This is a genomic window from Jatrophihabitans sp. YIM 134969, from assembly GCF_054456675.1.
On sequence record NZ_JBTJEQ010000006.1, the window covers coordinates 110,982 to 130,158 of the forward strand.

The window sequence follows — 19,177 nt, forward strand, 5'->3', positions numbered from 1 at the left end:
TTGGCTCCCGTGCTGCTGAGAATGTCGACCCTGTTCCTGCGGACCCTGCGTGACGACCCGGCCGACGCCGAGGTCCCGAGCGCCAAGGTGCTCGTGCGCGCGGGCTACGTGCGGCGGGTCGCGCCCGGCATCTACAGCTGGTTGCCGCTCGGCATGGCCGTGCTCGGGCGCATCGAGGCGATCGTCCGGGAGGAGATGGCGTCGATCGGCTCGCAGGAGGTCCACTTCCCCGCACTGATCCCGCGCGAGATCTTCGAGGAGAGCGGGCGCTGGGCCGCGTACGGCGACGGCATCTTCAAGCTGCGTGACCGCAAGCAGAACGAGTACCTGCTCGCCCCGACGCACGAGGAACTGTTCACGCTGCTGGTGAAGAGCGAGTACTCGTCCTACAAGGACCTGCCGCTCTCGCTCTACCAGATCCAGACCAAGTACCGCGACGAAGCGCGTCCGCGCGCGGGCGTCCTGCGTGGGCGCGAGTTCATCATGAAGGACAGTTACTCCTTCGACCTGGACGACGCCGGGCTCGAGGTCTCCTACCGCGCTCACCGCGACGCCTACGAGCGGATCTTCACGCGGCTCGGTATGACGTACCGCATCGTCTTCGCGGTGTCGGGCGCGATGGGCGGCTCGGCGTCGGAGGAGTTCCTGGCGCCGGCGGCCGCGGGCGAGGACACGTTCGTCCAGTGCACGAACTGCGACTACGCGGCCAACGTCGAGGCGGTCGAGATCGCCCTGCCCGAGGCGTCCGCGACGGTCGACCACCCGGCCGCGCAGGTCCTCGACACCCCTGACACCCCGACCATCGACACCCTGGTCGAGGTCGTGAACGGCGTCGTGCCGGACCGCGGGTTCACCGCCGCCGACACCCTCAAGAACGTCGTGCTCAAGACCCTCGAACCCGGTGCCACCGAGTGGCGGCTGCTCGTGGTCGGCGTGCCGGGCGACCGCGAGGTCGACCTCAAACGGGTGAGCGGGCAGCTCGAGCCGACCCAGGTCGAGATCGCGACTCCGGACGAGATCGCCGCGGCCGGTCTGGTCAAGGGCTACATCGGCCCGCAGGTGCTGCGGGAGCGCAAGGTCCGCTACGTGGTCGACCCGCTCGTGACCGAGGGGTCGGCGTGGGTGACCGGCGCCAACGCCGAGGGCAAGCACGCGGTCGACGTCGTGCGCGGGCGCGACTTCGAGGTCGACGGCGAACTCGGCGCGGTCGAGATCCGCGACGGTGACCTGTGCCCGAAGTGTCGGCACCGACTGGAGATCGCGCGCGGCATCGAGATGGGCCACGTGTTCGCGCTCGGCCGTCTCTACGCGGAGAAGTTCGGCCTGCAGGTGCTCGGCCCGCAGGGCAAGCCCGTCACGGTGACGATGGGGTCGTACGGCTTCGGTGTCACCCGCGCCGTGGCGGCGATCGCCGAGCAGACCCTGGACGAGAAGGGTCTGTGCTGGCCGCGTTCGGTGGCTCCCGCCGACGTGCACGTGGTGGCCACCGGCAAGGGCGACGACGTGTTCGACGCCGCCGAGGCCCTCGCGGCGTCGCTCACGGCGTCCGGCGTGCGGGTCCTGCTCGACGACCGCCGCGGGGTCTCGCCGGGTGTGAAGTTCAAGGACTCGGAACTGCTCGGTGTGCCGACGGCCGTCATCATCGGCCGCGGCCTGGCCGAGGGTGTGGTCGAGCTGCGCGACCGGCGGAGCGGTGACAGCGAGAACGTGCCGGTCGACGAGGCCGCCTCGCGCCTCGTGGACATCGTCCTCGGCTGAGCCGGTCCCACCCCGCCCGACTCCGCGCCCGCCCGCGTTCAGCTGAACGCGGGCAGGGCGCTCAGCCGGCCGTGCCGCTGCGTACCGCGACGATCTCGGCCACGATCGACAGGGCGATCTCGGCCGGGCCGAAGCCGCCGATGTCGAGTCCGGCCGGGCCGTGGATGCGGGCGAGGCCCGCGACGACGCCGTTCGCGGCGAACCAGTCGGCCCGCGCCTGCTGGGTGTGGCGCGATCCCATCGCCCCGATGTAGCCGACCGGTGACGCGATCGCTGCACTGAGCAACGGTCCGTCGACGTCGCGGTCGTGCGACAACACGATCACGGCGTCGGCACCGGCCAGCATCCGCAGGCCGTCGGTGGCGGTCGCAAGGTCCTCGGCCACCACGGTCGACCAGCCGAGCAGTTCGGTCTGCTTGGTCAGCGCCGCCGCGACCGGGCCGCCACCGACCACGAGCACGCGGGTCCGGGGCCAGTAGGTCGTCACCGTCTCGTCGCCGACCTCGCTGACCTGCGACACCCCGCGCCCGAACAGCCTGGCGAAGCGTTCCGGCACGTCGGCGGCGTCGAAGGCCCAGGTGCCGGCGGCGGGGTCGGTGGTGTCGACCAGGCCGACCGGTTCGCCGCGTTGCAGGGCGGACCAGAACGTCTGCGGCAGGTCCGTTGCATGCTGCACCAGAACCGTCGCCGAACCGCCACACGAGAGGCCCATGTCCTGTGCGTCGTCGTCGGTCACCGACACCGCCACCCGCCCCACGGATCCTTGCGCCCGAAGGGCCAGCTGCGACCCCACCGGTTCGTACCCGGTGCGGTTGCCGAAGTACGCGCCTTCGTGGAGTTCCCCGAAGCGCGACCCCGGCCCGGCCCACGCGGCCACGCCCGCGGCCTCCCGCCCGGCCAGACCGCTGGCCGCCACGACGCGGGCGAGAGTCACATCGACTCCGTCGGAGAGCCAGCTCAGGACCGTGGGCGCGATGTCGAACACGCCGCCATCGTCACAGGTGCGGCGGGCCGGGTCGAGGGCGTCAGTCGTGGTGTTTCTTCTTCGCGAGCCGCTTCTTGCGTCGCCGGGCCTTGGTGTCGGCCAGACAGCTCACGGCGTAACCGCGGTCGAGGCGGGTTCCGTCCCACCGCGACTCAGCGGCCGTGGCGGCGACGTCGAGATGGTCGGTGTCGGCCGGGGCGGGGTTCGCTGCGAGCGTCGAGGGGTCGACGTGGGGGACCAGTTCGCCGCCGTCGGACCGGAACCACCGGAACCGTCCGGGTGACACGGCCCGCACGTCGATCTCGCCGTCGTGGATCTTGCGGTGGTGTACCTCGCACACGAGCACCTCGTTGTCGGGGTCGGTGAGCCCGCCGAACAACCAGTGGATGACGTGGTGGACGTGCAGCCGGCGGGTCGACTCGCACCCGGGAACCGTGCACCGGTGGCCGTCGCGGACCACGAGGGCGCGGAACTGCTTGCGGGTGACCAGGCGCTGGCACCGGCCGACGTCGAGCACACGCCGGCGCCCGTCGGGTTCGGTCTCGTAGACGATGGTCCGCAGCCGCCCGTCGCAGAGCAGCCGGAGGGCGACGGCGTCGGGCAGGCCCGGCCCGCCCGCGAGGCGCGCGAACGGTCGACGCCGGGGCTCGGCCCCGGGCGACTCGTCCTCGGGCTCGACCTCCTCCGCCCCGGGCGGCGGAGGCACGTCGGCGGCGTCGAGGTGCACGACGACCGCCGCCCGCTCGTCACCGCGCAGCTCCCGCGGCATCCGCCCGGTGTCGGCGAGGACCGCGAGGGCCATCTCGGCCAGGCGTACCAGCGCGGTCACCCGGTCCACGCCCTCGGCGCGGGCCACCGCGGCCAGCGCCGAGTCGACGGTCGCGCCGTCCTCCGGGGCCAGCCGGGCCGACAGGTGCCACCGGCCGTCGGGCCCGATGCGCGAGTCGAGGGTGTCCTTCGGTCCGGTGGGTCTGCCGGCCTTGCGATCGGCCTCGTCCTGTTCCTCCCGGTCGACACGGCGCAACCCGCGGACCATGTCCTCGAGCTGCCCGACCGTGCCGTGCTCGGCGGAGTCGACCAACGCGTCGACCAGTTCGGTGTCCTCCGGCTCGACGACCCGGGAGATCCCACGGGCGTGGCTGTAGGAGATACGGCCAGCAGCCATCTCGTCGGCGAGCCGGGCGTGGGTGCGCAGCGACCGCGCGACCCGGACGTGCTCCACCGCCGTGCGGTGCGTGATGCCGCAGTGGTGGGACAGCCAGCGTGCGGTGCTGCCGAGCCCGAACGCGTTCCAGGCCTCCCGCTGGTCGAACTCGGCCACGAGCAGCAGCCAGTGACTGGTCGACGCGGCGATGCGGCCGGAGAGGCCGACGATGCGCGAACCGAGCTGTTCGTCCGACAGCGACCCGTCGTCGACGTCGTCGGAGACCAGCTGCAGGAGTGGAGAGGTGACGGCCTCGGTCGGCGCGTCGAGGAGGGCGGTGGTCATGTGGCGGAAGCTAGGAAGGGGGTCCGACAGTTTCTAATGACTGTCCACAGGCTGCCGTTGTCGCGTTCAACTGAACGCGCCGAGCGACGCGTTCAGCTGAACGCGTCGACCGACGTGGATCAGAGGTAGCGGCGGACGACGTCGAGCGTGCGGGAGAGGTAGCCACCACCGAAGGCGACGGCGTGGAACAGCAGGGTGTGCACCTGGTGCAGCGGCAGCCGGTCGCGCCAGCCGTCGGCCAGCGCGGGGCCGGCGGCGGCCGCGTAGGCGGCGAGCACCCGCTCGAGCTGCGGCGCGCCGAACAGGGCGAGCAGCGCGAGGTCGAGCTCGGGATGCCCGCCGTGCGCCGCCGGGTCGATGAGCCACGCGCGCCCGGAGTCGTCCCACAGCACGTTGCCAGACCAGAGGTCGCCGTGGACCCGCGCCGGCCAGATCGTCGGGACGAGCGTTCCGAGGCGGGCGCCCAGTGCGTCGAAGGGCCGACGGTCGACGCCCGGCAACGCGTCCAGCAGCACCCCCGTCCGGGCCCGCCAGAAGGACGGCCAGTCCGCGAACGTCCCGACCCCGACCGGCAGCGTGCCGATGAAGACAGTGTCCGACGGAGCCCACCCGAACGCCGGTGCACGGGCGGCGTGCAGCGTGGCAAGAGCCGCTCCGAACTTGTGGGCGCCGGCGGGCGTCGGCCGGCCCTCGACGACCGCGTCCAGGACGATCGTGCGTGCGTCAGCCGACTGCACGCGCGGCACCGGCGGCCCACCCGGGACGGTCAGCCAGCGCAGACCCGCCGCCTCGGCCTCGACCAGCGCGGGCGGCACCGAGGCGGGGTAGGTCTTCTCGACGACCGGCCCCGACACCGTCTCGACCCATCGCGCCCGGCCGAGGTCACCGCCGGCCAGCGGCCGCGACGACCGTTCGCCCTCGATCACCCACCCAGGGTGGCAAGAGCGCGTTCAGCTGAACGCGCCGACACGTCGCGGTCCGAGCAGAACCCCCGGCGAGAGCGCTTGAGGCACAGCAGGCCCAGCAGACGGCCGTCCTCGGCGACGACCGCGAGCCGGCGCCGGCCGGAACCCAGCAGCGCGCGCCGGGTCTCGTCCGCGTCGGCTCCCGGCCCCACGGTCCGCGATGCGAGCGCGCCGAACGCGACCGCCCGGGCGTTGTCCGGGCGGCGTTCCAGGTCGGTCCGGTCGACCACGGCGAGCAGCACCCCCCGACGGGCGATCACCGCGACGTGCACGTGGTCGTCGGCGAACAACGCCCGGAGCTCGCGGACGGTCACGTCCGGCGGGCTGACCTTGACGTGGGTGACCATGGCGTCGGCGACGGTCGGCATCAGGCCGGCTCGACCTCGACGCGCGTGTCGGAGAACGTCGGGGCGTTGCCCAGGTCGGCGAACACGACCGGGTTGACCGCGTTCACCGTCGAACCGCCCCGCGCGTTCTTCTGCCACGCCCCCATCGGGGAGATCGCCACACCCGGCGCGATGTCCTCACTGACCTCGGCCACCGCGACGAAGCTGCCCCTCCCGTTGAACACGCGCACGTAGTCACCCGTACCCACACCGCGGGAGGTCGCGTCGGTCGGGTGCAGGATCACCTTCTGCTCACCCTGCACCCGCATCTGCTTGGGCTGGTCACCCGCGCTGGAGTTGAGGTACGCGTGCGACTTCGGTGAGATGAGGTTCAGCGGGTAGCCGGAGTCGGCGGTCTCGCGCGGGGCGATGTAGTGCGGCAGCGGGTCGATCGTCCCACCGACCTGGAAGCCCTCGTAGCCCTGGCGGAACAGCGGCACCACGAAGTTGCCGGCCGCCTCCGCCACCGACGACCGGAACTCGGTCTTGCCCGACGGCGTCGGGAAGTTGCCCTCGGCGTGCGGCGCGTACTCGTCCGGCAGGGGCAGGTTCAGGCGCGCCCACCCGCTCTCCCGCAGCGAGTCCAGAGTGATCCCCTCCATCGCCGGCGCCGACCAGTCGAACGCCTCGGCGAGCATCTGCTCGTCGGTGCGCGCGTGGATCGGGTCGGTGAGGCCCATGCGCGCGGACAGCCGTCGGAACAGTTCGGTGTTCGACACCGACTCACCCACCGGCTCGACGGCCGGGGTGTTGAGTGCGACGTAGAAGTGGCCCCAGCTGAACATGATGTCGTGCTGCTCGAGCTGGGTGGTCGCGGGCAGCACGATGTCGGCGTACCGCGCGGTGTCGGTGAGGAACTGGTCGCTGACGACCGTGAACAGGTCCTCGCGCGCGAGCCCGGTCGCGAGCTTGTCCTGGTCCGGACACACCACCAGCGGGTTGGAGTTGTAGACCATCAACGCCTTCACCGGTGGCCCGTCGACCTCGCCGGCGAGGGCCTCGCCGAGCCGGAACTGGTTGATGACCCGGGTGCCGGGGGTCGCGAGCTCGGGGTGCATCAGCGCACCCCAGTTGACGGGGAACGCCCACAGCGGCAACTGCAGCAATCCGCCGCCGACGCGACGCCACGCCCCGACCAGCGCCGGCAGGCAGGCGATGGACCGCACGGTCTGACCGCCACCGGCGTGCCGCTCGATCGCCACCCCGATGCGGATCATCGACGGCTCCGACGTCGCGTACTCGCGCGCCAACGTGCGGATGTCGTCGGCCGGGATGCCGGTCTGCTCCGACGCCCACTCCGGGGTGCAGGTCGAGACCCGCTCGACCAGCTCCTCGTAGCCGACGGTGTGGTCGCGCACGTAGGCCTCGTCGGTGAGGCCCTCGGTGATGATCACGTGCATCATCGCCATCGCGAGGGCGCCGTCGGTGCCGGGCCGGATCGGGATGTGCCAGTCGGCGCGCTTGGCCGTCGCGTGCCGCATCGGGTCGATGACCACGACCTTCGCGCCGCGCCGCTGCGCCTCGGCGACGAACGGCCACAGGTGCAGGTTGGTCGAGACCATGTTGCAGGCCCAGATGATGATGTACCGCGAGTGCACCAGGCTCTCGGGGTCGACGCCGGCGGTCGCCCCGATCGTCATCGTGTACGCGGTGCACGCGCCCGAGTCGCAGTAGGTGCGCTCGGTGACGGTCGCGCCGATCGCGTTGAAGAACGGGTCGCCGACGTTGAGCCCGTTGAGGATCCCCTGGGTGCCGAGGTAGCTGACCGGCATGATCGACTCGGCGCCGTGCTCGGCGATCGCCGCCTCGAAGCGCGTCCCGATCGTGTCGATGGCCTCGTCCCAGCTGATGGGGGCGAACACGCCGCTGCCCTTCGGTCCGACCCGCTTCATCGGGTGCAGGATCCGGTCCGGGCTGTAGGTCTTCTCGGTGTAGTTGTTGACCTTGACGCACAATCCCCCGTTGGTGAAGGGGTGATCGGGGTCGCCACGCACGGCGGTGGCGACGCCGTCCTCGACCGTCACGAGCATCGCGCAGGTGTCCGGGCAGTCGTGCGCACACGCGGCCCGGACGGTCTTCGTGGTGACGTCGGTGAGCGGCAGGGCGTCGATGACGGTCATGCCAGTCGATCGTGCCGCCCGACCGGCGGGGCGGTTTGGCACCAGGTGACAGGCCTGTTGTCGCCGGGTGACATCGACCCGCGGCCGGTCCGCGCGCACACCCGATGGCCGTCCGGGCGTCGTTGACGCCGTCGCGGTGTGGTCCTTAGCCTGAGCCTTCAGCCTGGGTCCACCGACCTGCCGAGGTGACCTGTGTCCGAACCTGTCGCGACCGACCGGCTCGACGTCTGGCGTGACCTCATCCGTGAGCACTTCGTCGCCCTGGACATCCGCGCCGACCGCTCCGACGTGTTCGGCGGCAGCGTGCGTTCCGCCGACGTCGGGCTCATGAACGTCGCCAGCGTGAGGTCGGGTTCCGGCCGCTACACGCGCACCCCCCAGCTCGCCGACCGCGACGACGACGCCTACCTGCAGGTCGGTCTCATGGCGCGGGGCGAGGCCCTCGTGCACCAGGACGGCCGGGAGGCGCTGCTCGGGCCGGGCGACTTCGCGATCTACGAGACCGACCGGCCGTTCGAGTGGTCGATGCGGGGTGACTGGGAACTGCTGGTGTTCACCTGGCCGCGGGCCTCGGTACGCCTGGGCGACGCGGCGTCACGGGCGATGACCGCGCGGTGTCTGGTCGGCACCGAGGGCGTCGGCGCCATCGTCGGGCGGATGCTGCGCGACCTCGCCGCGGCACCGCCGGACCTCAGCGTCGAGGGCGGGGTCGAACTCGGCCACGACGTCCTCGCGCTGGTAGCCACCGTGGCGGGCGAGCGGGTGCGGCCGGCGGAACCCGAGCGCTCGGCCGCGGCGCTGCTGCGCCGCATCGACGCCTACATCGCCGAGCGCCTCAGCGATCCCAACCTGACCCCGCCCGAGATCGCCGACGCCCACTTCATCTCCACGCGTCACCTGCACCGGCTGTTCGCCGGCCGCGGTGACACCGTGAGCCACCACGTCCAGCACCTGCGCCTCGAACGGGCGCGGGTGGAGTTGCGGCACCCGTCCTTCGACCAGCGTTCGGTCACCGACATCTCACGCCGGTGGGGTTTCCCCGACCTCGCGACCTTCAGCCGGGCGTTCCGTCAGGCGTACGGGACGTCCCCGACGCGGTACCGCTCGAACCCGTCCGGGTGAGCAGCTCCCGGCAGCCGTACTCCACCCGGTCGAGCACGTCGGCGAAGCCGTCGGCGCCGCCGTAGTACGGGTCGGGCACCGACGGGTCGTCGCGGTAGCGCGTGCCGAACTCCCCGAACAGCACGACCTTCTCGCGGTCGTCGGCGTCACGGGCCAGGGCGCGGAGGTCCTCGTAGTGGGAGCGGTCCATCGCGATCACGAGGTCCAGCCGCTCGAAGTCGTCCGGCTCGAACTGCCGGGCGGCGTGGGCCGGCACGCGGTAGCCCCGCCGCTCCAGCTCGGCACGCGAGCGCCGGTCCATCTCGTCGCCGACGTGCCAGGCGCCCGTGCCGGCCGACTCGACCTCGACGTCCGCGCCCGCCTCGGCGACCAGGGACCTCAGGACGAACTCGGCGGTGGGGGAGCGGCAGATGTTGCCCGAACACACGAAGCTGACCCGCATCGCTCCATCGTGCCGAACGCGCTCCAAGCGTGCCCCGCTACCGTCGCAGGCGTGCCCGACGACGTCATCTCGCTCACCGGGTTGCGGGTGTTCGGCCACCACGGGGTGTTCGAGCACGAACGCCGCGACGGGCAGGACTTCGTCGTCGACGTCGCCCTCCGGCTCGACACCGCGGCCGCCGCCGCCAGCGACGACGTCACCGACACCGTCCACTACGGCGAGCTGGCGCAGGCCGTCGCCGCGGTCGTCGCGGGCGAGCCGGTGAACCTCATCGAGACCCTCGCCGCCCGGCTGGCCGACGTCTGCCTCGCCGACTCCCGGGTGCGGTCCGCGACGGTGACGGTCCACAAGCCGAGCGCGCCGATCCCGCTGACGTTCGGCGACGTCGCGGTCACCGTGACCCGGTCGTCGCCGAACCAGCCCTCGTCCTCGCCCGACGGGACGCCCGGATGACCCGGGCGGTGCTGTCGATCGGCAGCAACCTCGGCGACCGCCTCGCGCACCTGCACACGGCCGTCGACGTGTTCCGGCCGTGGCTGGTCGCGGCGTCCGGCGTCGTCGAGACGCCGCCGTGGGGTCCGGTCGAGCAACCCGACTTCCTCAACGCCGTCCTGGTCGTCGACGACGAGCGGGCCGCGCCCGCCGACTGGCTCGAGCGGGCCCACGCGGCCGAGCAGCGTGCCGGGCGCACCCGCGAGGTCCACTGGGGGCCCCGCACCGTCGACGTCGACGTCGTCACCGTGTCCGACGGCGACGCCGAGATCCGCTCCGACGACCCGGTCCTGACCCTGCCGCACCCGCGTTCAGCTGAACGCGCCTTCGTGCTCGTGCCGTGGGCGGCCGTCGAGTCCGACGCCACCCTCGGCGGCCGGCGGGTCGCCGACCTGCTCGCGGGCGTCGACCGGGACGGCGTGCGGGAGCGCCCGGACCTCACCCTGGTGGTCGAGCCGTGACCCTCACCCGCGTCCGCGACCTGGTGGTCGTCGCCCTCGTGTTCGGCGTGCTCGCGTACTTCGCGACCCGCGCCTGGTACCTGCGCCTGCCCGCCCTCTCCTGGCCGCCCGGCGCCGCCGTCGTGCTGATCGCCGCGTTCGAACTCGCGCTCGCCGTGCGGCTGCGCTCGGTCATCGGCCACGATCCCGACGCCACCCCGATGCCCGCGGTGACCGTCGCCCGGTGGGTCGTCGTCGGCCGGGCGAGCGCCCTGGCGGGAGCGGTCTGCACCGGACTCGGCGCCGGGTTCACGGCGCACGTCATCGCCCAACTCGGCGACGTCGGCACGGCCCCGGGCGATCTCGCGGCGGGTCTGGTGTTCGTCGTGGGCTCGGTCGCGCTGACCGCGGCCGGGTGCCTGCTCGAGCGGGCCGGACTGGTCCCGCCGACCGACGGTGACGGCCCGGGCGGCCCGCGGCGGGTCGGCGGCCGCTGAACCTCGTCGGTCCGGGAGCCTGCCGGAACGCGGCCTGAGAGGACGGTCGGCGACCGTCATCGTCTCGTGACCTACGCCGGTATCGTCGCCCGCCGTGACAGCAGGCCGCGAACCCGGACGCCACGCGGCCGGTGACGAAGGCGGCCGGGCTCCGATCACCCGCCTCACCCGCGCCCCGCGCCGGGCCGCGGGCACCCCGCCGAGCTCGACCCGCCGGGGCGTGCGCCTCGCCGCCCAGATCGTGGCCGCCGTGCTGTCGGTCTCGATCGTCGTGGGCACCGGGTGGGCCTGGCAGCAGCTGCGGACGTTCAACCGCGACGTCTCGGTCGGCGCCGCCGTCGCCTCCCCGGACAGCACCGGCACCGGGACGGACGGCCCGACCTACCCCAAGCGCGACCTCAACATCCTGCTGCTCGGCAACGACTCCCGCGCCGGGGCGACCCCTGACGAACTCCGTGCGCTCGGCACGCAGGACGACGGCGGCAGCGCCAACACCGACACGATGCTGGTCCTGCACGTGCCGGCCGACGGCAGCCGGGCCACCGCGATCTCGTTCCCGCGCGACTCGTACGTCGACATCCCGGGCTACGGCAAGTCCAAGCTCAACTCCGCCTACCCCGACGGCTACCAGACCGCCGCCGACCAGGGCGCGAACGAGGTCGCCCGGCAGAGCGCCGGCATCCAGGTGCTCATCTCCACGCTGAACAAGCTGACCGGCCTCACCATCGACCACTACGTCCAGGTCAACCTGCTCGGCTTCTACCGGATCAGCATCGCGCTCAAGGGCGTCCAGGTGTGCCTGCGGGAGGACGTCAAGGAGGCGAACTCCGGCATCGACCTCAAGGCCGGCACCCAGACGATCGAGGGCACCCAGGCGCTGGCGTTCGTGCGGCAGCGGTACGGGTTCCCCGACGGCCGCGGCGACCTGGACCGGATCCAGCGCCAGCAGTACTTCCTGTCGGCGGTGTTCCGGAAGGTGCTCTCGGCCGGGACGCTGCTGAACCCCGGCAAGATCAACTCGCTGCTCCACGCCGTGAGCTCGTCGCTGCTCATCGACCCGAACCTCAAGCCGCTGGCGCTCGCCTCGCAGCTGTCGGGTCTGTCGGCCGGGAACCTGAACTTCTACACGATCCCGCTGGCGGGCGAGGACAACAACAGCCCCGCGGGTGACGTCATCCTGGTCGACCCGGCGGCGGTCCAGTCGTTCGTCCAGAAGACCTTCTACCCGCCGGCCACCCCGACCGCCCCGCCGACGAGCGCCACCACGACCTCACCCGGCGCACCCACGAGCACCAGCCCCGCGGCGCCGACCACCAGCGCCTCGACCGTGAACTCGGCCCAGCCGACGCCCGTCAACGGCGCCGACGCCAACTGCGTCTACTGACCCGGCCCGCGTTCAGCTGAACGCGGTCACCGCACCGCGTTCAGCTGAACGTGGGGCCGGTCGCGTCGGCCGCACCGAGTTCGTCCTCGACGCGGGCGAGGTCGGCCGTCAGGTCCCGGTCGGCGAGCTGGTCGTCGAGGTCGGCCGCGAGCGACGCCCACGTCGCCGGGACCGGCATCCCGCGCATCCGCAGCGCCCGCAGGCCCGCGAGCAGTTCGGCCGCGACGATCGTGCGGACCGGCGGCACCGCGACCAGCGCCGCGCGCCCGGCGAGCGACGCCTCCGACGCGTCCTCCTCGACCCCGCGCGACACCGAGACCGTCATCGTCGCCGCCGGGGTCGCGAACATCTGCACGTCACCCAGCGCCGACCCGGCGACGTACTCCAGGGCCAGCACGCCCGACGCGCCCGGCCGGGCCGGGTCGGCGAGGAACGGCGGCAGGGTCGTCATCGCCGGGTCGCACAGCAACGCCAGCCGCGCGAGCGACGACCGCGCCGCCGCGAGCAGGGCGAGGCGGGCGCCGTCCAGGGCCGCGGCGAGAGGGGCGAGGTAGAAACCGCCGTGGTGGGCCACCGTGCCGTCGTCGAACAGCGGGTTCTCCGACGCCGCGTTGACCAGCCGCGAGACGGTGTCGCCCGCCCGGGCCAGGGCGTCGAGCAGGGTGCCGTGCACCTGGGGCAGCGTCCGCAGCGCGAACGGGTCCTGGATCCGGGCCGGCGGGGCCACCGCAGCACTCGCGACCAGCGAGCGCATCGTCCGGGCGACGTGCCCCGCGCCGGGGAACGGGGTGGCCCGTTCCACCGCGGGCGCGAAGGCCTCGGCGTTGCCGTCGACGGCGGTGAAGGTGACGGCTGCGACGTCGAGCGCGCGCGTGGCCAACCGGGTCAGGGAGTCGACCGCGAGAGCGCCGTCGGCGAGGGTCGCGGCGTTCGACGACAGCAGCGGCAACGCCTCGCCCGCGCCGATCGGCACGCCACGTCCGGCCAGGGCCAGCCCGATGGTCGCCAACGCCGAGAGGTCGCCGGTGCCGACACTGCCCAGTTCCCGCACCGGCGGGACCACGCCGTCGGCGAGCAGCCCGAGCAGGCCCTCGACCAGCACCGGTGACGCCCCGCTGCCGGCGGCGAGCAACTGGTTGGTGCGCACGACCATCGTGGCCCGCACCCGCTCGGGCACCCGGAGCGGACCGGCCGACACGGCGTGGCTGCGCAGCAGCGCGATGCCGGTGTCCGGGGACGACGGGTCCAGCCCGATCGTCCGGTTGGCCCCGACCCCGGTCGAGCGGCCGTAGACCGGGCGCCTCGCCGCGATCACCGTGGCGTCCTCGGCCGTCCGGGCCATGGCGTCCAGGGCGGCCGGCGCGGCCGCGACCGGGGCGCCGTACGCGGCGCGGACGAGGTCCGTGAGCGTCAGCGTGGCGCCGTCGAGGCCGATGGTCACGGGGGACAGCGTGCCGGTCGCGGCGCCGGAACGTCACCTCGGCCCGAGGTCACGCTCGGGTTGCGGTTCGCACACCCCCACCTCCGTTGTCGGTCCCTGTCGCTACCGTCCACCAGGCGGCAGCATCATGCTGCCTGTCGGAAACGTGAACCCCACGTTCCGGCGGGCCGTCGAGACGTCGGGGGAGGTCGGGTGGCGCTGCACGCTGCACCGGTCGAGTCGTCCCCGGTCGAGCCCGCGTCCGTCGAGCCCTCGGGTGCCGGCCCGGCGCGCCCGTCGCCCCGGCACGAGCCCGACGCCCGCCACGCCGCGGGGTCGACGCGCGCCGTCGAGCGGGCCCTCGCCCTGCTGGCCGAGATCTGCGAGCACGACGTCACCACCCTGTCCGAGGCCGCGCGCCGGACCCACCTCGCGCCCAGCACCGCCCTGCGGCTGCTGCGCACCCTCGAGCACACGGGCTTCGTCGCCCGCGAGGCCGACGCCTCCTGGACCCCCGGCGCCCGGGCGATCGCGCTCGGCGCGACCGTGCTGGGGCGCGCGTCGCTGGTCCGGATCGCCGAGCCCGCCCTCGAACGCATCGTCGCGGCCACCGGCGAGACCGCCTACCTCGTGGTGGCGGGGCTCGACAGCACCGCCGTCTACGTCGCGATGGTCGAGGGCAGCAGTTCGGTGCGGCACACCAGCTGGGTCGGGCGGGCCATCGACGCCCGCGGCCTCGCCGTCGGCCGCGCCCTCGCGGGCGACGCCCCACCCGGCGGCTACCTCGCCGAGCGCGACCTCATCGAGCCCGACGTCACGGCCGTCGCCGCCCCGATCCCCCGGCCCGGTGGCATCGCCGGCGCGTTCAACCTGCTCGGACCGACCTACCGCATCGACGAGACGGCCATGCACGAGTTCGGCCGGATCGTGGCGCACGAGGCAGCGGCCGTCGGCCGGGTGCTGGGCGTGCCCGCCGGCAGCACGGACACCCCTTCGAGAAGCGGAGAGCGATGATCACCTTCGACACCGTCACCAAGCGGTACCCCGACGGCACCGTCGCCGTCGACGGGCTCGACCTCGTCGCACCCTCGGGCCAGATCACCGTCTTCGTCGGGCCTTCCGGCTGTGGCAAGACCACCAGCCTGCGGATGATCAACCGGATGATCGACATCACCTCCGGGTCGATCACGATCGACGACCGCGACGTCATGGCGGTCTCGCCGCCGACCCTGCGGCGCGGCATCGGGTACGTCATCCAGCACGCCGGGCTGTTCCCGCACCGCACCGTGCTGGACAACATCGCCACCGTGCCGTTCCTCGTCGGCACCAAGAAGCAGACCGCGCGGGCGCGGGCCATGGAACTGCTCGAGCAGGTCGGGCTCGACCCGGCGTTCGCCAAGCGCTACCCGGCCCAGCTGTCCGGCGGTCAGCAGCAGCGCGTGGGTGTCGCCCGCGCGCTCGCCGCCGACCCGCCCGTCATGCTCATGGACGAGCCGTTCAGCGCGGTCGACCCCGTGGTCCGCGAGCAGCTGCAGAACGAGTTCCTGCGCCTGCAGCAGGATCTCGGCAAGACGATCGTGTTCGTCACCCACGACATCGACGAGGCCATCAAGCTCGGTGACCAGGTCGCGGTGCTGCGCGTCGGCGGTCACCTCGCGCAGATGGCGGCGCCCGCCGAACTGCTGGCCCGCCCAGCCGACCCGTTCGTCGCGGGCTTCGTGGGCCGCGACCGCGGCTACCGCGCGCTGGGCTTCACCCATTCGGCCGGCATGGCGGTCGACGACGAAGCCTCGGTCGTGCTCGGCGCCCCGCTGCGGCAGGCCGCGGACCGTGCCCGTGACGGCTGGGTGCTCGTCCTCGACGACCAGCGCGCGCCGCAGGGCTGGCTGTCGTTGCAGGGCGTCCCGGACTCCGGCCTCGGCGGTGCGGTCACCCCCGAGCTGCTCAACCTCGGCGGCACCCTCACCCGCGCCGACGGCACACTGCGGGAACTGCTCGACGCCGCGCTGTCCTCACCGAGCGGGCGCGGGGTCGTGGTCGACGAACGCGGCGCGCTGCTCGGCACGATCACCGCCCAGGCGGTGCTGGCCGTCATCGAGGCCGACGCCGACACCCGGCGCGCGGCCGAGGTGCGGCGCGAGGCGGACGAGCAGCGCGGTGCCAACGGGGCGCACGCCGCCCCGGCCGGTGCGTCGCTGACCAAGGAGGCGTGAGGTGGCGGCGCGCGACCTCGCGCTCGACCCGAGCAACCCGCTGCTGCTGTTCAAGTACTTCGGCGACCACGTCGACGACGTCACCTCCGCGCTCTGGTCGCACGCGTGGCTGTCGGTGCTGCCGGTCGTCATCGGCCTGGTGGTGTCGTTGCCGCTGGGCTACCTCGGCCGCCGGTACCGGTGGCTCTACCCGCCGCTCATCTCGATCACCGGGCTGCTCTACACGATCCCGTCCATCGCGTTGTTCGTCGTCATGCCGGCGCTGCTCGGCACCCAGGTGCTCTCGCCGATCAACGTCGTGGTCGCGCTGACGATCTACACCGTCGCGCTGCTGGTGCGGGTCGTCGCCGACGGCCTGGACTCCGTGCCCGACGACGTCGCCCAGGCCGCGACCGCCATGGGGTACACGCGGTTCCAGCGGTTGGTGCGCGTCGAACTGCCGATCGCCGTGCCGGTCATCACCGCCGGGCTGCGGGTCGCGATGGTGAGCAACGTCAGCATCGTGTCGGTCGCGGGCACGATCGGCATCGCGAACCTCGGGCAGCTGTTCATCACCGGCTTCCAGCTCTCGCTCGGTTCGCCGTACTACCCGCCGATCGCGCTCGGCATCCTGCTGAGCGTGCTGCTGGCGCTCGTCCTGGACGCCCTGATCCTGCTCGCCGACCGAGCAGCGACCCCGTGGCGACGGGCGGTGGCGGCGCGATGATCTCCTGGTCCGGCGTCATCACCTGGCTCAACGACCCGCTGAACTGGCGGGGGACCATCGGTCAGGCCGGGATCATCGACCAGATCGGCAAGCACCTGTACTACTCGGGCATCGCCGTCCTGGTCAGCCTGGTCATCGGCGTGCCGCTCGGGTTGCTCGTCGGCCACACCGGCCGCGGCACCTGGCTGGTGTCGGCGGTGAACAGCCTACGCGCGCTGCCGAGCACCGGCCTGCTGATCCTCGCCTACGTCATCGTGGTCGCCCACGTCCGCGGCGAGGCGGCGTTCCTGCTGCCGACCGAGATCGTGCTGGTGCTGCTGGCGATCCCGCCGATCCTCGCCAACACCTACGCCGGCGTGCAGAACGTCGGCCCGGCCGTCCGCGACGCCGCCCGCGGCATGGGGATGACGTCGTCCCAGGTGCTGTTCCGGGTCGAGGTGCCCAACGCGCTGCCGCTGATGTTCTCGGGCCTGCGCAGCGCGGCGCTGCAGGTCATCGCCACCGCGACGCTCGCGGCCTACGTCGGCCTTGACGGTCTCGGCCGGTTCGTCTACGACGGGCTGTCCCAGCGCGACTTCCCGCAGATGGTCGGCGGCGCGATCGTGGTCGCCCTGCTCGCCCTCGTGGTCGACCTGGTGCTGGCGCTCATCCAGCGTTACGCCGTGTCGCGCGGCGTCACGAACCGCTTCCGCAAGCGCGGCTCGCGCCGGCCCACGGTGGCCACCGAACCCGACTCCCGTACCGCGTCGGTCGAGAAGCTGGAGGCCGCGACGACGACGTCCTGACCGTGCTCTGCTGCACCAGATCGCACCTGACCGCACCACCCGGTCGCGTCCACCCGGGCCCGACCAGCGCACCACCCCCACGTCCGTGAGGAGAATGTTCCACATGAAGCGCATCCACCTCGCCGCCGCGGCCGCCGTCTCGGTCGCCGCGCTGGCGCTCACCGCCTGCGGCTCCGCAGGCAGCAGCAGCGGCTCGACCGGCGGCGCCGGCTCGAGCGGCGACACCTCGACCGTCGCCGGGCAGCTGGTGCTCGGCGGCCCTCCGGAGTTCAAGACCCGCTCCGACGGCATCTCCGGCCTCAAGAGCAAGTACAACGTCACGTTCGGGAGCTTCAAGGCGCTCGACGCCGGCGGTCCGCTGACGATCAACGCCCTCAAGAACGGCCAGATCCAGGCGGGCGACGTCTTCACCACCGACCCCTCGATCGAGGCCAACAACTTCGTGGTGCTCGAGGACCCGGAGAACCTCTACACGGCGCAGAACGTCCTGCCGCTGATCAACAAGGAGAAGGCCGCCCAGCCGGGCGTCACCGACATCCTCAACAAGGTGTCGGCCGCGCTCACCACCGACGACCTGGTCAACCTCAACGAGCAGGTCATCACCGAGAAGAAGGACTCCGCGGACGTCGCCAAGGCCTGGCTGTCGTCCAAGGGTCTCGACGCCTCGGGGACCTCGGCCAAGGGCGCGACCCTGACTGTCGGCTCGGCGAACTTCCAGGAGAACGTCACCCTCGCCAACATCTACGCCCAGGCGTTGCAGGCGCAGGGGGCCTCGATCACCACCAAGCTCAACATCGGCAGCCGCGAGACCTACATCCCGGGTCTGCAGGACGGCTCGATCGACCTCATCCCCGAGTACAGCGGCGTGCTGCTCGCGTACTTCAAGGGACCTGAGGACGCCGTCAGCAGCGACGAGGTGTTCGCCGCCCTCCCGGCCGCGATCTCGGCGACCGAGCCCAAGCTCGAGGTGCTCGAGCAGTCGGCCGCGGAGGACAAGGACGCGATCGTCGTGACGAAGGGGACTGCCGACAAGTACGGCCTGAAGTCGATCGCGGACCTCGCGAAGAAGGCTTCCTGACCGGTGCCGGGACGGGGTCGCACGTGCCCCGTCCCGGCCCGTCCGGGCCGTCTGTCAGCGTCTGACACACCTCGGCCCGACCGATAAGCTCTGCGCCATGCCGCTGTCCGACCACGCCCGCTGGCGCGTGGTGCTCCGGGCGGTCGGCGGGGTCGTCGCGGTCGCGTCCGCGGCGGTCGCGGTGTGGCTCATCGCCCGCGGCGACGACTCCCGGACCGTCCAGATCGGCGTCGTCGTCGGCCTCTGGGCCGCCCTGCTCGGGTCGGCCACCGTCTTCGGCACCCGCCGGGCACCCGCCGTCGAGAGTGGCCTGCACAGCGGTGACCTCGACCGGATCGTCGAGGCCTCGAAGATGTCCGCTCGCGCCGTCGCCCGGGAGGCGGCGGCCGCCGCCGCCGAACAGGCCGCCGAGAACGCGGCCCGCAACGCCGTGGCCGCGGTGCAGGAGGCGAACGCCGGCCGCGAACTCGAGCGCCGCCGCACGGCCGAGATCGAGCACGAACGCGAGGAAGCCGCCCGCCGCGAGTTCGCCCTCTCCCTCGAGGTCATGCTCCGCCGGGAGATGGAGCGGGTCCTGCGCGACGAACTCGACACCCTCCGGCAGGAGGTCGCCGCCCTGCGCAACGACCTCACCGAGAAGGTCCCCGGCCAGATCCGGCTGGAACGCATCGAGACCACCCGCCTCATCGGCTCCGACCTCGAGGCCCTGCAGGCTGAGGTCCGTCGGCTCGCCGAGGAGCGGGTCGCCCTCGGCGGCGTCCCCGTCCCCGCGATCACGCTGAGCTCGACCCCCGCCGCCGGCCGGCCGGCGGTGCCGTTCGACGCTCCCGCGGCCACCGTCGACCCGCTCGAACCCGCGCCGCCTGCCGCTGCGTCTGCCTCGACCGCCCCCGCC

18 protein-coding genes and 1 pseudogene are annotated in these 19,177 nt (G+C 72.8%); 12 read left to right on the forward strand and 7 right to left on the reverse strand.

Translation table 11 applies throughout. The features are described from left to right. Positions 1-9: 9 nt before the first annotated feature. A complete protein-coding gene (locus tag ACXR2U_RS05465) occupies positions 10-1,758 on the forward strand; it encodes a proline--tRNA ligase (RefSeq protein WP_458823921.1) in 1,749 nt (582 codons plus the stop codon). A 61-nt stretch (positions 1,759-1,819) separates the two neighbouring features. Here the strand turns inward: ACXR2U_RS05465 and ACXR2U_RS05470 are convergent, their stop codons facing one another. From ACXR2U_RS05470 to ACXR2U_RS05490, 5 genes are all read right to left on the reverse strand, one after another. After that, positions 1,820-2,743 carry an XdhC family protein gene (locus ACXR2U_RS05470; protein WP_458823922.1) on the reverse strand — a complete coding sequence of 308 codons (924 nt, stop codon included), beginning with the start codon at positions 2,741-2,743 and terminating at the stop codon, positions 1,820-1,822. Positions 2,744-2,783: 40 nt separating this feature from the next. Continuing rightward, entirely contained in the window at positions 2,784-4,232 is a 1,449-nt protein-coding gene (locus ACXR2U_RS05475) for an HNH endonuclease signature motif containing protein (RefSeq protein ID WP_458823923.1), read from the reverse strand. A 119-nt stretch (positions 4,233-4,351) separates the two neighbouring features. Continuing rightward, on the reverse strand, positions 4,352-5,158 hold the full coding sequence (locus ACXR2U_RS05480) for a fructosamine kinase family protein (RefSeq protein WP_458823924.1): 807 nt from the start codon (positions 5,156-5,158) through the stop codon (positions 4,352-4,354). Continuing rightward, positions 5,155-5,565, reverse strand: coding sequence for a CBS domain-containing protein (locus tag ACXR2U_RS05485; RefSeq protein ID WP_458823925.1), 411 nt, complete (start codon positions 5,563-5,565; stop codon positions 5,155-5,157). The genes ACXR2U_RS05480 and ACXR2U_RS05485 overlap by 4 nt, the downstream gene beginning before the upstream one ends. Beyond that, positions 5,565-7,703, reverse strand: coding sequence for a molybdopterin-containing oxidoreductase family protein (locus ACXR2U_RS05490; protein WP_458823926.1), 2,139 nt, complete (start codon positions 7,701-7,703; stop codon positions 5,565-5,567). The genes ACXR2U_RS05485 and ACXR2U_RS05490 overlap by 1 nt, the downstream gene beginning before the upstream one ends. Positions 7,704-7,895: 192 nt before the next feature. Between ACXR2U_RS05490 and ACXR2U_RS05495 the strand changes: the two genes are divergently transcribed. Next, a complete protein-coding gene (locus ACXR2U_RS05495; protein ID WP_458823927.1) occupies positions 7,896-8,825 on the forward strand; it encodes an AraC-like ligand-binding domain-containing protein in 930 nt (309 codons plus the stop codon). Here the strand turns inward: ACXR2U_RS05495 and ACXR2U_RS05500 are convergent. Continuing rightward, the gene (locus tag ACXR2U_RS05500; RefSeq protein ID WP_458823928.1) at positions 8,758-9,267 is read right to left on the reverse strand and encodes a low molecular weight protein-tyrosine-phosphatase; all 510 of its coding nucleotides are present in this window, start codon (positions 9,265-9,267) and stop codon (positions 8,758-8,760) included. The genes ACXR2U_RS05495 and ACXR2U_RS05500 overlap by 68 nt on opposite strands. 51 nt (positions 9,268-9,318) lie before the next feature. On the opposite strand from ACXR2U_RS05500, the gene folB reads away from it, so the two are divergent. From folB to ACXR2U_RS05520, 4 genes are all read left to right on the forward strand, one after another. Then, a complete protein-coding gene (gene folB / locus ACXR2U_RS05505) occupies positions 9,319-9,720 on the forward strand; it encodes a dihydroneopterin aldolase (protein WP_458823929.1) in 402 nt (133 codons plus the stop codon). Beyond that, on the forward strand, positions 9,717-10,220 hold the full coding sequence (gene folK / locus ACXR2U_RS05510; protein ID WP_458823930.1) for a 2-amino-4-hydroxy-6-hydroxymethyldihydropteridine diphosphokinase: 504 nt from the start codon (positions 9,717-9,719) through the stop codon (positions 10,218-10,220). Before folB ends, folK begins: the two co-directional genes overlap by 4 nt. Beyond that, positions 10,217-10,696: a DUF3180 domain-containing protein gene (locus ACXR2U_RS05515; protein ID WP_458823931.1), complete on the forward strand. Its 480-nt coding sequence runs from the start codon at positions 10,217-10,219 to the stop codon at positions 10,694-10,696. The genes folK and ACXR2U_RS05515 overlap by 4 nt, the downstream gene beginning before the upstream one ends. A gap of 94 nt (positions 10,697-10,790) precedes the next feature. Further along, the gene (locus ACXR2U_RS05520) at positions 10,791-12,080 is read left to right on the forward strand and encodes an LCP family protein (RefSeq protein WP_458823932.1); all 1,290 of its coding nucleotides are present in this window, start codon (positions 10,791-10,793) and stop codon (positions 12,078-12,080) included. A 40-nt stretch (positions 12,081-12,120) separates the two neighbouring features. On the opposite strand, the gene ACXR2U_RS05525 is transcribed toward ACXR2U_RS05520, so the two are convergent. Continuing rightward, entirely contained in the window at positions 12,121-13,521 is a 1,401-nt protein-coding gene (locus tag ACXR2U_RS05525; protein WP_458823933.1) for an aromatic amino acid lyase, read from the reverse strand. A gap of 192 nt (positions 13,522-13,713) precedes the next feature. Here ACXR2U_RS05525 and ACXR2U_RS05530 point away from each other — a divergent pair, with 192 nt between their 5' ends. The 6 genes and pseudogenes from ACXR2U_RS05530 to ACXR2U_RS05555 form a co-directional block, all read left to right on the forward strand. After that, positions 13,714-14,514, forward strand: coding sequence for an IclR family transcriptional regulator (locus ACXR2U_RS05530; protein WP_458823934.1), 801 nt, complete (start codon positions 13,714-13,716; stop codon positions 14,512-14,514). Then, positions 14,511-15,713: an ABC transporter ATP-binding protein gene (locus ACXR2U_RS05535; RefSeq protein ID WP_458823935.1), complete on the forward strand. Its 1,203-nt coding sequence runs from the start codon at positions 14,511-14,513 to the stop codon at positions 15,711-15,713. The genes ACXR2U_RS05530 and ACXR2U_RS05535 overlap by 4 nt, the downstream gene beginning before the upstream one ends. 1 nt (position 15,714) lies before the next feature. Next, a complete protein-coding gene (locus ACXR2U_RS05540; protein ID WP_458823936.1) occupies positions 15,715-16,419 on the forward strand; it encodes an ABC transporter permease in 705 nt (234 codons plus the stop codon). Beyond that, positions 16,392-17,204: an ABC transporter permease gene (locus ACXR2U_RS05545; RefSeq protein WP_458823937.1), complete on the forward strand. Its 813-nt coding sequence runs from the start codon at positions 16,392-16,394 to the stop codon at positions 17,202-17,204. The genes ACXR2U_RS05540 and ACXR2U_RS05545 overlap by 28 nt, the downstream gene beginning before the upstream one ends. 103 nt (positions 17,205-17,307) lie before the next feature. Next, positions 17,308-18,282 carry a glycine betaine ABC transporter substrate-binding protein gene (locus ACXR2U_RS05550; RefSeq protein WP_458823938.1) on the forward strand — a complete coding sequence of 325 codons (975 nt, stop codon included), beginning with the start codon at positions 17,308-17,310 and terminating at the stop codon, positions 18,280-18,282. Between the two features lie 97 nt (positions 18,283-18,379). After that, positions 18,380-19,177 (forward strand): annotated as a pseudogene (locus ACXR2U_RS05555) (hypothetical protein); the annotation flags it as partial.

Excerpts from the sequence above, each read along its gene's own strand:
- ACXR2U_RS05475 (WP_458823923.1), bottom strand. The coding sequence starts at position 4,232 with ATGACCACCGCCCTCCTCGACGCGCCGACCGAGGCCGTCACCTCTCCA.
- ACXR2U_RS05485 (WP_458823925.1), bottom strand. The coding sequence starts at position 5,565 with ATGCCGACCGTCGCCGACGCCATGGTCACCCACGTCAAGGTCAGCCCG.
- ACXR2U_RS05490 (WP_458823926.1), bottom strand. The coding sequence starts at position 7,703 with ATGACCGTCATCGACGCCCTGCCGCTCACCGACGTCACCACGAAGACC.
- ACXR2U_RS05500 (WP_458823928.1), bottom strand. The coding sequence starts at position 9,267 with ATGCGGGTCAGCTTCGTGTGTTCGGGCAACATCTGCCGCTCCCCCACC.
- folK (WP_458823930.1), top strand. The coding sequence starts at position 9,717 with ATGACCCGGGCGGTGCTGTCGATCGGCAGCAACCTCGGCGACCGCCTC.
- ACXR2U_RS05535 (WP_458823935.1), top strand. The coding sequence starts at position 14,511 with ATGATCACCTTCGACACCGTCACCAAGCGGTACCCCGACGGCACCGTC.
- ACXR2U_RS05550 (WP_458823938.1), top strand. The coding sequence starts at position 17,308 with ATGAAGCGCATCCACCTCGCCGCCGCGGCCGCCGTCTCGGTCGCCGCG.